Here is a 14126-nt window from a genome sequence, read left to right on the forward strand (position 1 = left end):
AGTGTTTACGGCGAAAACGTCTCAATAAACCGGCGGGCCGCTTTGGACAGATGGCGTTCCGCTTTCCAAATCACGGCGGAAGAGGAAGAGATGGATGTGCCGGTGATCTCCACGGAGGATATCTCATAGCCGGAGTGGGTTTTCCAGGCCGACCGCGGGACGATGGAGGCGCCGATACCTGCCGCTACCAAATTGACGATCAGCGAGATGTCAGGGCACTGGCAAACGACCTGCGGCGTCACGCCGAGACGGGAAAACTCCTTGATGAGCAGCTCGTAAATCCCCAACCCGGGCGTACTGGGCAGAACCAGCGGGTGATCGGCAATCTCCCGCATATGAATCCGTTCTTTCGAGGAAAGCGGGGAGTGGGGAGGAACGATCATGACGAACGGCTCTTCTTCCAGATGGATGGAGGCGTAGTCGGGAAGCGAATGGGGCAGTCGCACGATCGCCACTTCAATGGTACGCTGCTCCAGAAGCTGACTTAGCTGTTGCGAATCTCCTTTCCAGACCTTGTAGGTGATCAACGGATGCTTCTCCTGAAACCGGCGAAGTTTTTCCGGCAGATGGTATGCTGACAGCGCACTGACGCCGATGGAGAGCGACCCGCGAACCCCTTCTCCGGTTTCTTTCACTTCCGCAATCGCTTCGTCCAGCTGCTGGACGATATTGAGAGCTTGCCTGTAGAGGGCGGCTCCCGCCTCGGTCAGTTCCATCCTCTTTCCCACCCGCTCCATAAGCACGACGCCCAGTTCCTCTTCCATTTGCTTGAGCTGTTGGCTGAGAGGCGGCTGCGCCATCTGTAGCCGTTTGGCCGCTCCCGTGATCTGACCTTCCTCGGCGATCGCAATAAAATAGCGTAGTTGGCGAATGTCCATAAGTCAGTCAGTCTCCTTTTTCCATATGAAAAAGATATCAATTTCAGATTTCATTAATATTTTTCATATCGTTGTGAGTATGATAGCATAATTCCCTGGAATCAACATCTCAGAAGTCACTTTTGACTTGGAAAGAAGGGAATGGACGTGCGTGCGATTTTGCAAAAGATGTTTGACATGCGCACACATCATACAACGATTCAAAAAGAACTGACAGCCGGCTTTATCGGCTTTGTGACGATCGTCTACATCGTGGCGGTGAACGCCTCGATTTTGGAAGATGCGGGGATCCCGTTGGAAGCGGGCATTCTGGCGACAGTGCTGACAAGCTTCGTCGGCGCGCTAATGATGGGCTTTTGGGCAAACACCCCGATCATCCTTGTTCCTGGTATGGGGATCAACGCGTTGTTTACCTATACCCTGGTGCAATCGATGGGTCTTGGATGGCAGGAGGCGTTGGCTGCCGTTTTCGTCTCCGGACTGGCGTTTTCCTTCGTCGCATTTACCCGCGCGGGCGCGCTGCTGTCGGAGGCCATTCCTGCGTCGCTGAAGGAAGCGATCACGGTGGGGATCGGTTTGTTCCTGACCTTTATCGGTCTGCAAAAAGGCGGTCTGATCGTCACCAATCCGTCCACATTCGTGGCATTGGGCGATTTGGCCAGTCCCAAGGTAATCGTGACCATCGCGACGCTTTTGCTGACGCTGGTGCTGTTTATCCGCAACGTACCGGGAAGCTTCCTGATCAGTATCGCGTCCGGGACGGTGCTGGCCTTCATCCTTGGACTGACGGAGCAAGGGGAAGCGGCAGTGTCGCCGCTTTCGTTTGACAGCTATCTTGCGGTACTGGGCAGCATGTCGTTTGAACGCATGCTGTCCCTGCCGTTCTGGTTTGCGGTCTTTTCCCTGACGATGGTCATTGTGTTCGAAAACATCGGGTTGATTCACGGGCACACTGCCATGCTGAAGCGGCCGGACAAATTCCGCCGGGCTTTGCAGGCCAATGCCCTGTCCGCAACGGCGGCCGGACTGTTGGGAACCAGCCCGACCGTGTCCGCTGTGGAAAGTGCCGCCGGTATCGCGGCGGGCGGCCGAACGGGACTAACCAGCCTGACAACAGGGGTGCTGATGCTGTTGTCGCTCAGCTTTTTGCCCGTGGTGAAACTGATTCCCGACAGCGCCATTGCGCCCGTGCTGATTGTCATTGGAGGCCTGATGCTGCAAAACGTGCAGAGCATCAACCTGCGCGATTTTTCCGAGGGGTTCCCCGCCTTTCTCATCATTGCCCTCATCCCGCTCTCATACAGCATTGTCGACGGAATCGCCTTTGGATTCATCGTCTACCCGCTCTTGAAGGTGGCGCTGGGCCGAAGAAAGGAAGTACCCGCCCTGCTGTACATTATTTCCGGACTGTTTCTTCTGAACATGGTACTGCCGGAGTTGGCATAAACGAAGGAAATGCAGAGCCGTCCTTGTGCTTGCACGCACGGGACGGCTTTTTTTTGTCCCGATTGCTACTGTTAGTATAAGTAAGAATTGACAGGGTGGAGGGAATTTGAAGAATGAAGACCTGTTTGCATGAGGATGGTCACTTTATTGAGCTGGGTACTTACCCGGAACCATTGTTACGCCGGTGGTCAAGTAAAAGTCTTCGCTGTGCAGAGTGTCTTCGGCCCGTTAAATACCGTCATGGAAAGCAAATATCCCCTCATTTCGCACATGTAGTAAAGTGTGCTTACGAATACCACGAACCTGAAACGGAAGAACATGTTGAAGGGAAAAAGATCATCAAACAGTGGTTGGAACAGGCACTTCCACAAAATCAAACCTACACCGAATACCATATTAAAGAGTTAAATCAACGTTCTGACGTCATGACTGTTTTCCCTGATGGCACCAGAATTTGTTTCGAGATTCAGTGCTCAGCCATACCGATAGAGGTCTTGCAAAGCAGAATGGAAGGATATCGAAATGAAAACATACACCAAATATGGATTGTTGGAAAATCGGTATTTCAAGCTATAATCCCTGCAAGGTTTACATTACGTACATGGATGTATGAAATTTCCCGCGCTCAACAGGGGAGGCTATACTTCTTGGACCTTACCAGCAAATCCCTTCTCTCCTTTAATGGGGTTAAGATAAAACAGCCATACAAAACGATTTTCACATGTGAATGGGCAAAAAGTACGCCGCTGGTGAAAGTTACAACGTCATCAGAAGGCGAATTGCTGCTTGGAGAAAGTATTACTTTACACTCAACGAAGACATTAGCCAATCAGGATGATAAAGCAATTGAAATCATTTCTGTTGCGACAGGTCATATCATCAACGACATGAAAAACTTTACATCTCCATCCACATATCTAAAACTTCTCAAAAGACGCCAACAGGAATTCGACAAACATCCTATTAAGCACTTTGTAGTATCACGATTAGGAGAAGAAAAATACTTGGATTCACCTCTGTTTAACCAATCAATTACAGGGGATCACGCTTTTTTACTTGACCATCGGTTGTGGCAAAGCCATTTGTTTAGTACAGAAATCCTAAATGCTTATGCACGAAAAGCGAAGTTCAGTATGGGTCAAATCAAACCGACAATTTTTATAAAATACCTGATAACAAAGGATAATCGCTTTCCTGACCGTCCCTTTATGAACATTGTAAACAGATATGTAAATTGGTACTTACTCAAGGCAAAAAGAATGCAACCGATGGATTTTTCTGAAGTATTAACCATACATGAGGTTATTTATGAGTATTTAAGCAGACTCGTTACTTTGGGAATTCTTCGCAATGTCACTCCAAAGCAAGAATCGATTACAACCGGAGGCAGAATGTTTGGACGTTTTGAAATTCTTTTCGATCGCTTTTGGCCGGTTCAATTCGGGGAAACAGAAGCAGACATCCGCCGTTTTTTTGAGTTACATGTGTTGCGTTATCAAAATGGTAAATGGTTCGTGAAGAGAAAAAAAGAAACCGGCTCCGTGTAAGACAGCAAGGGCAGGTTCATTTTGTCCCTGTCATCAAATCACCAGCAGTGACGACTGCTTTTCGGAATAATGGGAACAATAGGGGGTACCGGGCGTTGGATCGCGCCCAAGTGGCAGAAAATGGGCGAATAACCGACTGCTTTTCGCCTATCGGATGAATATCCTGATTAAGGTAAATCCATAGGCAAAGGAGTCGAAAGGGATGAGCTTTCCGTATTTCCTGCCATACGTTCCGTTGCAACCTGTTTCCATGGGTAGATACGACGAACGTTATTACGCGGCAGTGAAACTGATTCTGGAAGGGATCGCCGGTGAGCGAGAAGACGAGCTCTTCTACGACTATTTGATCAGCGTTGCTCCCACTGAACAGGAAAAACAAGTGATCACCGGAATTCGCGATGATGAACGCAAGCACCGCCGGCTGTTCCGTCAGTTGTACCAGCAGTTGACCGGTCAACGTCCCCCGGTGATGGAAGAGGGAGAGCAGTTTGAACGTCCATCCAGCTACCTGGAGGGAATTGAACGCGCCCTGCTGGGCGAACTGAAAGCCTTTGAGAAATACAGAACCATTTACAAGTACCTTCCGCAGCAATATCGTGATACGGTCTTTGAAATCATGACCGACGAATTGAAGCACGCCCACCTGTACAACTGGCTTTATGCCAAAAACAAAGGGTAAGGACGGGGCTGCCAGTCAGTTCATGCTGGCAGTCCCTCGCTTTCTTGTACAAGCCCAAGTGTTTGTGTAAAATACTGGTAAAACGAAATGGAGATGATACCGTGAGTGACCAATTGAAGGAAATTGTCAACAAGCAAATCGCCAACTGGAGTGTGCTGTACATCAAACTGCACAACTACCACTGGTTTGTCAAAGGGCAGCAGTTCTTCACACTGCATACCAAGTTTGAGGAGCTGTACACCGAGGCCGCACTGCATATCGACGAATTGGCGGAGCGCTTGCTTGCCTTGGACGGAAAGCCGGTAGCGACAATGAGAGGATGTCTCGAACAGGCATCGGTTAAAGAGGCGACAGGATCGGAGACAGCCGAACAAATGGTCCAGTCCATCGTGGACGACTTCCGTACGATGATCGCCGAATTGAAGGAGGGAATGGCCTTTGCCGGTGAGGTTGATGATGAAACGACAGGGGATATGCTGTTGGCGATCCATTCCAGTCTAGAGAAGCACGTTTGGATGCTGAAGTCGTTTTTGGGCAAGTAATTTTGCACAAGCATCTTGGCTAACAAAAAAGTACCGGAATCCCGGTACTTTTTGCATTACAGGCGGGTCATGCCCATCGCCGATTCCACTTTGTGCAGCATCGCATTGGCAGCTCGGTTCGCTTTTTCCGCTCCAGCCGTCAGGATGTCGTCCAGCTTCTGCGACTGGAACAGGTCGTTGTAGCGCTCCTGTATCGGCTTCAGCGTCTCGATCACCACTTCGGCCAGTTCCGACTTAAACACTCCGTAGCCTTTGCCGGCATACATTTCTTCGATCTCCTCCAGGGATTTGCCGGAGCAGAGGGAGTAAATGGTCATCAGATTGGAGATGGCCGGCTTTTTCTCTCTGTCGAAACGAACGGCGTTGTCGGAGTCTGTCTGTGCACGCTTGATTTTCTTTGCAACCGTATCCGCGTCGTCCAGCATGGAGATGTACGATCCCTGGTTCGGGTCAGACTTGCTCATTTTCTTTGTGCCGTCCTGCAGGGACATGATGCGGGCTCCTACTTCAGCGACACGAATTTCCGGAATCGTGAAGATTTCGCCGTAACGGTTGTTAAAGCGCTCCGCCAGGTCGCGGGTCAGTTCGATATGCTGCTTCTGATCTTCCCCAACAGGAACGTAGTCGGTTCCGTACAGCAGGATATCGGCGGCCATCAGGGGCGGATAAGCAAGAAGACCAGCCGGGATCGATTCGCCGCGATCCTTTGATTTGTCCTTGTACTGCGTCATTCGTTCCAGCTCGCCGACATATGCCGTGCAGAGCATGATCCAGCCCAGTTTGGCGTGGGCAGGCACCTCTGATTGGATAAACAGCGTCACTTTTTCCGGATCCAGTCCCACTGCCAGGTAAAGGGCAGCCAGACGGCGCACGTTTTCGCGCAGAGTGGCCGGATCTTGCGGTACAGTGATTGCGTGCTGGTCGACGATGCAGTAGTAGCAGTTATACTCGTCCTGCAGGGGGACAAAGTGCTTCATCGCCCCCAGGTAGTTTCCCAGCGTAATGATCCCGCTGGGTTGAATGCCGGAAAAGATCGTTTTCATGGGATGGTGTACTCCTTTCACTTTTTTTCAGAGGGCAAAAAGAAAACGGTCCACTCGTCCTGTTTAGGGACGAATGAACCGTGGTGCCACCCTGTTTATTTCAACCAAGTTGAAATCACTTTAGCCCGTACCTGTTGATACGGTGTCCCTTGTAACGTACGGACCAACGCCAAAGCCTACTGCCTAAGGAAGTTCGAAAAGTCCGGGAAACATGGATGGGGCGTTTTTAGCCGGCCTCCGCCCTGTTTGTCCTCCATCCTACTGGCGATACTACGTCGATCAGCTACTTAGCGCAGCCAGATCCAGGTGCCCGTAGGGTGCTTTTCGAACCCCATTTCAAGCGGGTTCGGTTTGGTGCTCGGAAGCCCATTCAACATCCATTCAACGCTGATTCGCACCACCCATCAGCTCTCTGAGGTCTCCTGTGATGTCTACTCTTCTTCCTCATTGCAACATGCCATTACCATTTTGTTTGCAAATATCTTACTTCCAAACAGCAAAGAAGTCAACTGAGTGAATCCTTCCTGATTCTCTTCAGCCAATCCTTCCCCTTCTAATATTCTCCTATTCCCATAAGTATAATGGTATGATAATAAGTAGTCGTAAATACCTATTTAAAAATAGTCGTATTTACCTGCAAACGGGAACCCGAACCCTGCCAGGTAAGGCAACGCTCTCGCCAGCACAGACACAAGGAGGAAATACAGGTGTTTATCATGACGAGCGACTCAGCTGACATTCATTACACCGTTTTCTCGCCAGCGGAAGACACCACTGAAACGATTCTGTTCATTCATGGATTGGGGCTTGATCTTACAACATGGGAACGAATCGTTCCGTATTTTCAATCACGCTATCGAATCATCCTGTACGACCTGCGCGGTCATGGAAAAAGCGGGAACGGCACGAGGGAACTCAGCTGGGAACTGCTCTGTCAGGATGTGTACCAGCTTGTTACCGATATGAACATCAAGAAACTGCATATGATCGGACATGGGCTCGGGGGGAATCTCTGTCTTCAATTGGCCCTGCGTTACCCGTCCATGGTGCAAAGTACAGTGTTAATCGGAACGGTCTGTTACTACCCGAAGGGACTCATGCAGAAGCACATCTCGGCAAGACGGTACTTGGCAAACGAGAACTCTTTTTGGTCTCTGGCCAACGATCTTGTGCAAAAGATCTGCTATCCGCCTGAAACGTGGAAAAGGGAACTTTTGTTGCAAGCCTATCAAAAAGTGTCACCAGACACCTATTTTTCCTTTCTCGACCTGGCGTCCAGTTTTCTCAACTCCCAGATCATCTCGTTTATCCAGACGCCCGTGCTGCTGTTGGCAGGACAATACGACGCGACATATCCGCCTAATGTACTGATCTTAGGGGCAAGTTTTCTGCCGCGATCACAGTTTTTGGTGGTTCCCTCCGCTTCAAACACGATCCAGTTGGATCAGCCGCAGCTCGCTGCGGAATGGATCGAACAGTTTTTCCGTCAGGTGGAACAGAAACCGGTTCCCGGTTTGGCGGCAAATGATTGGTCAGAGACCCTGAACAGCGAGCTGCAGAGCCAGATCCAGCAAGTGATTTCCCAAGGGTACCAGAGAATGAACACGGTAAGTGAACTGCGTATTGAGCTTCTGCATGCGTTTCGCGTCCTGATTGACGGGGAAGAAGTGCACGGAAGCTGGAACCAGCGGCACGCCAAGGAACTGCTCGCCTATCTTGCCATACACAAGGCGGCCAGCCGGGAACAGTTTTGCAAAATGTTCTGGCCGTATCTGCCGATGGAGAAAGCAAGGAACAATCTCCGGGTCGCTCTCAGTCATTTAAAAAGCCTGCTGTGCCAGAAGACGCAAAGAAGCTGGGAGCAACACCAGTTTCTGCTCGTGGATCGGGAGCTGATCCGCCTGCAGGGGAGGATTTCCTGCGATCTCGTCGACCTGAAAACAGCGCTTGATCAGGCGGCCGATGAACCGGTGGAACGCGTCAAGCTGACTCTTTGCAAAAAGATTTTTGCGGAAATTCCCTACAATCTTCTTCCCGGTTTTGATGGCGAGTGGGTGCTGGACGTCCGTCAGCAATTGAAAGATCGAATCGTTGGTCTGTGCGTCTGGGCTGCAGAGTATTGTGAACGGCAAAGAAATTTTTCCGAGGGGATTGCCTATCTGAACATCGCTCTTCGTTACGATCCCAACCATGCTCAAATGGATGACCGCCTTCTGGAATCGTATCAGAAAAATAAAACGGGGAATATGGCCTAGTTCGCGATCGATCCGGTTGTATTGGAGAAACCCCTCCTCTTTCCCCCTCCCCCACCAATCTGCTATGTTTAATATACATCAGGCAAAGAACCGTACCGAAAGAGGGACCAGGAGTGAAGCTGAAACTAGGAGTACTGGGCGCAGACGATTCGCTGCAAGTGATCCAATCCGTTGTCGACGAGTTTACCGAGATCGAGTGCCTGCCGATCGTGTATTGGCGGGAAGAAGAAATATTCGACCTGCTCCAGCCGTACGCCAACCAGGCGGACATGTGGCTGTTTTCCGGCCAGGTGCCGTACGCAATGGTGAAAGAGTGGGGAGAAATCAAGCAGCCGATGGGGTACGTGCCGCACATCGGGGCCAGCTTGTACAGAACATTGCTGTACCTCTCCCATGAGGAGAAGCTGAACGTCAACGAACTCAGCTTCGACACCTTTCACCCGGATGAGTTCAACCGTTTTCTGGAAGAGGCAGGGATCAGCAGCAAACCGGGTTATCTCAAATATTACCAGGGCGCCATCCACGCGTCGGAACTGGCAGCTTACCACGAGCAGCTGTGGCGATCCGGCCGAACAAAAGGGGCCGTGACCTGCCTGCGCACGGCTCATCTGGAGCTGCAGCGGCTGGGAGTACCCGTCTACCGTGTGCTGCCGACTCGTACCGGTGTACATTCGGCCATCAGCATGCTGCTGCGCACCTATGAGATGCTTCACTTCAAAGACACACAAATCGCGGCGCAAATGATTGAGATTGACTCCTTTAGAGGATTGGACAAGGGGACGTTCTCCACCGACGAGATTCACAACCTGGAGATCAAGACGACAGAAAAGCTGCTGCGCTACGCCAAGCAGCTGCAAGGCTCGCTCAAAATGGCGGGGCCGGGACGATATGTGATTTTTACCACACGCGGGCAACTGCGGGACGTGACGCGCAACTTTACATCCGTTCCCGAGATCGAGGAGTTGTACGGGGTCAAAGGAGACATGGTGACGTGCGGGATCGGCATCGGGAAGACGGCGTACGAAGCGGAAATCCACGCCGGTACCGCGCTGCTGCACGCCAAGGAGTACGGCACCGGAACCTGGATGGCCTTTTTTGACGATAAAACCATCGCCGGACCGTTGGGCAGACAGGAGCAAATCACCTACACCAGCGTCTCCGATCAGCTTCAGCACATCAGCGAGCAGACGTCGCTCAGCGTGATGACGCTGAGCAAGCTGGACTCTATCCTGAAAAAGCGTGGCAAACCGGAGATCAGCGCCCACGAGCTGGCCCAGTACATGCAAATCATGCCGCGCAGCGCCCGCCGGATCTTGATGGAACTGGAATCAAAGGGCATCGCGCAGGTGGTCGGCGAGGAAAATCCCCACCCGCGGGGCCGTCCGCGAAAAGTGTACCGCATTACATTGTAAGACAAGCAGAAGCCGGACAACATGTCCGGCTTTTACCATTTTTCACCAATTATTTTTTTAATTTCGCCTTTTCAAAATTTCATGACTATTATACAATTATGGACATAACCTTAAATCAACCGTTAATACGATTGAGCAGAAAAAAGGGAGGTGCCGTAGTTCGTGATCAACCAGGAGAGACTGTGGGATCGCCTTATGAAGCTTGCCCATATCGGGAAACAGGAGTCTGGAGGCATTACCCGGCTTTCTTTTACGGCAGAAGAGCGCGCGGCAAAAGATTTGGTCAAGTCATTCATGCTGGAGGCAGGATTGACGGTTTGGGAGGACGCGGTTGGCAACCTGATCGGGCGCAAAGAGGGACGCAATCCGGATGCGCCGGTCGTACTCGTCGGTTCCCACATTGATTCCGTCTACAACGGCGGCAACTTCGACGGGCCGCTGGGGGTGTTGGCCGGTGTGGAAGTGCTGCAGACGATGAATGAACAGGGCGTCGTCACGGAGCATCCCATTGAGGTAATCGCGTTTACGGATGAAGAAGGGGCTCGATTCAGTTACGGCATGATCGGCAGCCGCGGGATTGCCGGACGACTGGAGCGAAGCGAGCTGGAGCACAAGGACAAACAAGGCGTCAGTATCGCCGAAGCCATGCGGCAAGCCGGTTTGAATCCCGATGAAATCGGCAGTGCGGTACGGCCCCGTGGCAGCGTAAAAGCCTATGTCGAGCTGCACATCGAGCAGGGCAAGGTGCTGGAAAGCCGCAACCTGTCTGTCGGTGTGGTAAGTGGACTGGCAGGGCCGCTGTGGTTGAAATTCGTACTGGAGGGGGAAGCCGGACACGCCGGCACCACGCCGATGAGCCTGCGGCAAGACCCGTTGGCGGCAGCTGCACAGATCATGCTGGCAATCGAGCGGGAATCAGCCAAAACCGGAACCACAGTGGGAACGGTGGGGCAGATCCAGGTATCTCCCGGCGGCATCAACATCATCCCGGGACGGGTGGAGTTTTCGCTCGATCTGCGCGATGTGAGCGAAGCGGTGCGGGACGAAGTTGAACAGGCGATCCGCGAACAGGCGGAACGGATCTGCCGGGAGCGCGGCGTTGGCCTCTGTATCGAACTGCTGCAGCGGATCGCTCCCGTGCCTTGTTCGGAAGAGATCCAGGCTGCGGCCAAACAGGCGTGTGCCGCGCTCGGCTTTGAGCCATTTACCCTGCCGAGCGGTGCGGGTCACGACTGCATGCAGCTGGTCGATCTCTGCCCCGTGGGCATGATATTCGCCCGCTCCAAGGACGGCATCAGCCACAACCCGGCCGAGTTCAGTTCCAAGGAAGATTGTGCGGACAGTGCCAATGTCCTGTACCAGACCGTCCTGCAGTTGGCCGTGCAACTTTAATCTGATACGAGGAGGAAACAACCATGACAACAACAACACTGAACGATGCGGCAGAACAGGTGAGAGAACAGGTGATTGCCTGGAGACGCCATCTTCATCAGCATCCGGAATTGTCCTTTCATGAGGAAAAAACGGCACAGTTTGTTTACGAGACACTCCTCTCCTTCGGCAATCTGGAAGTGTCCCGTCCGACAAAAACAAGCGTAATGGCGCGTTTGATCGGTTCACAACCGGGCAGGGTGCTGGCCATGCGGGCCGACATGGACGCACTGCCGATCACGGAGGAAAACGACTTCGACTTCGCCTCCAAAAATCCGGGTGTGATGCACGCCTGCGGACATGACGGACATACCTCGATGCTGCTCGGAGCGGCAAAGGTTCTCTCCGGGATGAAAGACCGGATCAAAGGAGAAGTGCGCTTTTTCTTCCAGCACGCGGAAGAGATTTACCCGGGCGGAGCAGAGGAAATGGTGCAGGCAGGGGTCATGGACGGAGTAGATCTGGTGATCGGGGCGCACCTTTGGGCTCCCATGGAATACGGCAAGGTTGGCATCGTCTCCGGGCCCATGATGGCTGCGCCGGATACGTTCTGGATCACGGTGTTCGGCAAAGGGGGGCATGCTGCGCTGCCGCACCAGACCATTGACAGCATCGCCATAGGTGCTCAGGTCGTAACGAATCTGCAGCACATCGTGTCCCGCAATACCGACCCGCTCGACAACCTGGTCGTCTCCGTCACCCAGTTTATCGGGGGCACGACACACAATGTCATTCCGGGATCCGTCAAAATGTGGGGAACGGTTCGCAGCTTTGATCCGAAGCTGCGCGAAGAGGCGCCGAAGCTGATGGAGCGCGTGGTAAAAGGCATTACCGAGGCTCATGGCGCAACCTACGAGTTCAAGTATGAATTCGGCTATCGCCCTGTCATCAACGATGCGGAAGTAACGCGTCTGATGGAAGAGGTGGTCGTGGAGACACTGGGGGCAGAATGGGTGGATCACATGAGGCCGAACATGGGCGGCGAAGATTTCTCCGCGTTCCAGCAAAAGGCACCAGGCTGCTTCTTCTACATCGGTGCGGGCAACAAGGAAAAGGGAATCGTTTACCCGCATCACCATGCGCGGTTCACCATTGACGAGGACGCGTTGGAAGTCGGCGTCAAAATGTTCGTAAACGCCGCACGAAAGGTCGTTATGTAAAAAAAGTCAGAGGAGAAAAAAAGGGGGCTTGACCGTGAAGCTGATCCATCTGCTGGCGCTTTTGCCATTCATCGGTATTCTCGGCTGCATTTCGTTTGTGAACAAGGTAACTCCGTATGTGTTTGGAATGCCGTTTATTCTTTTCTGGATCGTGATGTGGGTCATCCTGACATCTGCCATCATGGCCATCGTCTACAAGCTTGATCCTGCAAACAAGGAGAGTGAGCTCTAATGAACGCAGCATTGCTGGTCATTTTCGGATTTCTGGCCCTGTCGCTCTTCCTTGGGATTCAGGCGCGCAAAGGGAAAGACATGAACCTGGAGCAGTGGACCGTAGGCGGGCGCGGCTTCGGCACCATCTTTGTTTTCCTGCTCATGGCGGGTGAAATTTACACCACGTTCACCTTCCTCGGCGGCAGCGGCTGGGCGTACAGCAAAGGCGGCCCAACCTTCTACATCATCGGCTACGGCTGCCTGGCCTACATCATGTCCTACTGGCTGCTCCCGGCCGTTTGGAAATACGCCAAAGAGCACAAGCTGATGTCGCAATCCGACTTTTTTGTCAGCAAGTACAAAAGCCCGTATCTGGGCGTACTGGTTTCGCTTGTCGGGGTAGTTGCCTTGATTCCCTACCTGGTGCTGCAGCTGAAAGGGCTGGGCATCATCGTATCGGAGGCTTCTTACGGCAGCATCTCCTCTACCGTCGCGATCTGGATCGGGGTAATCTCCGTTACCGTTTACGTGATGATTTCTGGCATTCACGGATCCGCTTGGACCGCTGTCGTGAAAGACATCATGATTCTCGCTGTGGTTGTCTTCCTGGGGCTGTATCTTCCGTTCCATTACTACGGCGGCATTCAGCCGATGTTTGAAGCGATTGAAGCGTCAAAACAGGGATTTCTCGCCTTGCCGGAAAAAGGGCAAAGCCCATCCTGGTTTGTCTCCACGGTTCTTCTGACGGCGCTCGGCTTCTACATGTGGCCGCATACGTTCGGGTCGGTCTATTCTGCCCAAAATGCCAAGGTATTCAGGAAAAATGCAATCATCATGCCGTTGTATCAATTGGTGCTGCTGTTTGTCTTCTTCGTCGGCTTTGCAGCAATCCTGCAGGTGCCCGGTTTGAAAGGAGCGGAGGGCGATCTCTCCTTGCTGCGTCTTTCCATACAGACGTTTGATCCGTGGTTCGTCGGCGTAATCGGGGCAGCCGGCTTGCTGACCGCGATTGTTCCCGGTTCGATGATTCTCATGTCCGCAGCTACCCTGCTGGCGAAGAATGTATACAAAGTGTTCGTACCGTCCGCGACGGATGCGCAAATCTCCAACCTGGCGAAATACCTCGTGCCGGTCGTCGCCCTGATCTCGCTCTACTTCACCTTCACCGGCGGAGATGCGATCGTAACGCTGCTGTTGATGGGTTATAGCCTGGTGACCCAGCTGTTCCCGTCGTTGTTCTTCAGCCTGTGGAACCGCAACTTCGTGACGAAGCAGGGAGCGGCCGCCGGTATCATTGCCGGTGTGGCAACCGTAGCCTATATCACGATCAGCAAGAGCACCATCGGCACCCTGTTCCCATCCCTGCCGCAAGCCGTTCAGGACTTGAACGTCGGCATTATTGCTCTGATCATCAACGTGGTGGTCATGAGCGTCGTAAGTCTGGCTACCAAAGGGAGTATCTCGGTCGACAACAAAAAGTCTCAAGTAGCATAAAACAATCAGCAAGCCGCAGGGAGATT

At 52.5% G+C, this 14126-nt stretch carries 12 protein-coding genes and 1 other annotated feature; of the genes, 10 read left to right on the forward strand and 2 right to left on the reverse strand.

The window, feature by feature from the left end:
- Nucleotides 1-5: 5 nt before the first annotated feature.
- The gene (locus tag ACE99V_RS01790) at nucleotides 6-878 is read right to left on the reverse strand and encodes a LysR family transcriptional regulator (protein ID WP_400489428.1); all 873 of its coding nucleotides are present in this window, start codon (nucleotides 876-878) and stop codon (nucleotides 6-8) included.
- Nucleotides 879-1025: 147 nt separating this feature from the next.
- On the opposite strand from ACE99V_RS01790, the gene ACE99V_RS01795 reads away from it, so the two are divergent.
- The 4 genes from ACE99V_RS01795 (at nucleotide 1026) to ACE99V_RS01810 (ending at nucleotide 5092) form a co-directional block, all read left to right on the forward strand.
- A complete protein-coding gene (locus ACE99V_RS01795; protein ID WP_400489429.1) occupies nucleotides 1026-2324 on the forward strand; it encodes an NCS2 family permease in 1299 nt (432 codons plus the stop codon).
- Nucleotides 2325-2437: 113 nt separating this feature from the next.
- Complete coding sequence (locus tag ACE99V_RS01800) at nucleotides 2438-3871, forward strand: competence protein CoiA (RefSeq protein WP_400489430.1); 1434 nt, start codon at nucleotides 2438-2440, stop codon at nucleotides 3869-3871.
- A 202-nt stretch (nucleotides 3872-4073) separates the two neighbouring features.
- A complete protein-coding gene (locus ACE99V_RS01805) occupies nucleotides 4074-4550 on the forward strand; it encodes a ferritin family protein (RefSeq protein ID WP_400489431.1) in 477 nt (158 codons plus the stop codon).
- Nucleotides 4551-4651: 101 nt separating this feature from the next.
- The gene (locus ACE99V_RS01810; protein ID WP_400489432.1) at nucleotides 4652-5092 is read left to right on the forward strand and encodes a Dps family protein; all 441 of its coding nucleotides are present in this window, start codon (nucleotides 4652-4654) and stop codon (nucleotides 5090-5092) included.
- A 56-nt stretch (nucleotides 5093-5148) separates the two neighbouring features.
- Here ACE99V_RS01810 and trpS read toward each other — a convergent pair whose 3' ends face one another.
- Nucleotides 5149-6135, reverse strand: a complete 987-nt coding sequence (gene trpS / locus ACE99V_RS01815) for a tryptophan--tRNA ligase (protein WP_400489433.1) — start codon at nucleotides 6133-6135, stop codon at nucleotides 5149-5151.
- Nucleotides 6136-6197: 62 nt separating this feature from the next.
- Nucleotides 6198-6592: a binding site (T-box leader), on the reverse strand.
- Nucleotides 6593-6851: 259 nt separating this feature from the next.
- Between trpS and ACE99V_RS01820 the strand changes: the two genes are divergently transcribed.
- The 6 genes from ACE99V_RS01820 (at nucleotide 6852) to ACE99V_RS01845 (ending at nucleotide 14100) form a co-directional block, all read left to right on the forward strand.
- Nucleotides 6852-8390, forward strand: a complete 1539-nt coding sequence (locus ACE99V_RS01820; protein WP_400489529.1) for an alpha/beta hydrolase — start codon at nucleotides 6852-6854, stop codon at nucleotides 8388-8390.
- Nucleotides 8391-8503: 113 nt separating this feature from the next.
- Complete coding sequence (locus ACE99V_RS01825) at nucleotides 8504-9802, forward strand: helix-turn-helix domain-containing protein (protein WP_400489434.1); 1299 nt, start codon at nucleotides 8504-8506, stop codon at nucleotides 9800-9802.
- A 162-nt stretch (nucleotides 9803-9964) separates the two neighbouring features.
- Nucleotides 9965-11194: a Zn-dependent hydrolase gene (locus ACE99V_RS01830; RefSeq protein WP_400489435.1), complete on the forward strand. Its 1230-nt coding sequence runs from the start codon at nucleotides 9965-9967 to the stop codon at nucleotides 11192-11194.
- Nucleotides 11195-11217: 23 nt separating this feature from the next.
- A complete protein-coding gene (locus tag ACE99V_RS01835; RefSeq protein WP_400489436.1) occupies nucleotides 11218-12393 on the forward strand; it encodes a M20 family metallopeptidase in 1176 nt (391 codons plus the stop codon).
- Nucleotides 12394-12427: 34 nt separating this feature from the next.
- Nucleotides 12428-12625: a DUF3311 domain-containing protein gene (locus ACE99V_RS01840; RefSeq protein ID WP_400489437.1), complete on the forward strand. Its 198-nt coding sequence runs from the start codon at nucleotides 12428-12430 to the stop codon at nucleotides 12623-12625.
- Complete coding sequence (locus ACE99V_RS01845) at nucleotides 12625-14100, forward strand: sodium:solute symporter family protein (protein ID WP_400489438.1); 1476 nt, start codon at nucleotides 12625-12627, stop codon at nucleotides 14098-14100. The genes ACE99V_RS01840 and ACE99V_RS01845 overlap by 1 nt, the downstream gene beginning before the upstream one ends.
- Nucleotides 14101-14126: the final 26 nt, after the last annotated feature.

Origin of the sequence: Brevibacillus soli, from assembly GCF_044759095.2 — a bacterium.
Classification (GTDB): Bacteria; Bacillota; Bacilli; order Brevibacillales; family Brevibacillaceae; genus JBIYSM02.

Coding starts and splice junctions, on each gene's coding strand:
- ACE99V_RS01820 (WP_400489529.1), top strand. CDS start 6,852: ATGACGAGCGACTCAGCTGACATTCATTACACCGTTTTCTCGCCAGCG.
- ACE99V_RS01790 (WP_400489428.1), bottom strand. CDS start 878: ATGGACATTCGCCAACTACGCTATTTTATTGCGATCGCCGAGGAAGGT.
- ACE99V_RS01805 (WP_400489431.1), top strand. CDS start 4,074: ATGAGCTTTCCGTATTTCCTGCCATACGTTCCGTTGCAACCTGTTTCC.
- ACE99V_RS01800 (WP_400489430.1), top strand. CDS start 2,438: ATGAAGACCTGTTTGCATGAGGATGGTCACTTTATTGAGCTGGGTACT.
- ACE99V_RS01845 (WP_400489438.1), top strand. CDS start 12,625: ATGAACGCAGCATTGCTGGTCATTTTCGGATTTCTGGCCCTGTCGCTC.
- trpS (WP_400489433.1), bottom strand. CDS start 6,135: ATGAAAACGATCTTTTCCGGCATTCAACCCAGCGGGATCATTACGCTG.
- ACE99V_RS01835 (WP_400489436.1), top strand. CDS start 11,218: ATGACAACAACAACACTGAACGATGCGGCAGAACAGGTGAGAGAACAG.